1 protein-coding gene is annotated in these 968 nt (G+C 62.1%); it reads left to right on the forward strand.

Translation table 11 applies throughout. The features are described from left to right. A partial coding sequence (locus WNE31_RS18395) for an acyl-CoA dehydrogenase family protein (protein WP_349981396.1) occupies positions 1 to 968 on the forward strand: 968 nt, incomplete at its 3' end.

The following is a 968-nucleotide window of genomic DNA, read 5'->3' on the forward strand; positions in this document are numbered from 1 at the left end:
ATGCCGAAAGATCTGGCCCCCCAATCTAAACCCGACCTTTCCTCTTTCACGTGGGAGGATCCGTTTCTTCTTGAAAGCCAGCTTGCCGAGGATGAACGCATGGTGCGTGATGCGGCGCGGGCCTATTGTGACGAGAAGCTGATGCCGCGGGTGACGGCGGCCTTTGCCGACGAGAGCACCGACCCCGAGATTTTCCGCGAGATGGGCGCGATGGGCCTTTTGGGCACCACCATCCCCGAGGCCTATGGCGGCATTGGTGCGGGCTATGTGACCTATGGTCTGGTCGCCCGCGAGGTCGAGCGCGTTGATAGCGGCTATCGTTCCATGATGTCGGTGCAATCCAGCCTCGTGATGTACCCGATCTATGCCTATGGCACGGAAGCGCAGCGCAAGAAATACCTGCCGAAACTGGCCTCGGGGGAATGGATCGGCTGTTTCGGCCTGACCGAGCCGGACGCGGGCAGTGATCCGGGCAGCATGAAGACCACCGCCAAAAAGGTGGACGGCGGCTATGTGCTGAACGGGTCGAAAATGTGGATTTCCAACGCGCCGATCGCCGATGTGTTCGTGGTCTGGGCCAAATCCGAGGCGCATGAAGGAAAAATTAAGGGTTTTGTGCTTGAAAAGGGCACGGCGGGCCTGTCGGCGCCCAAGATCGAGAACAAGGCGTCCCTGCGCGCCTCGATCACGGGCGAGATCGTGATGAGCAATGTCGAGGTTGGTGAAGACGCGCTGTTGCCCGATGTCGAAGGCCTGAAGGGGCCGTTCGGCTGTCTCAACCGGGCGCGCTATGGCATTGCCTGGGGCGCGATGGGCGCGGCCGAGTTCTGCTGGCACGCGGCGCGGCAATACGGTCTGGACCGCAAGCAGTTCGGCAAGCCGCTGGCGCAGACGCAGCTGTTCCAGCTGAAGCTTGCGAACATGCAGACCGAGATCGCGCTGGGGTTGCAGGCGGCGCTGCGCGTGGG

The organism is Shimia fortis (assembly GCF_040225985.1).
GTDB lineage: Bacteria > Pseudomonadota > Alphaproteobacteria > Rhodobacterales > Rhodobacteraceae > Shimia.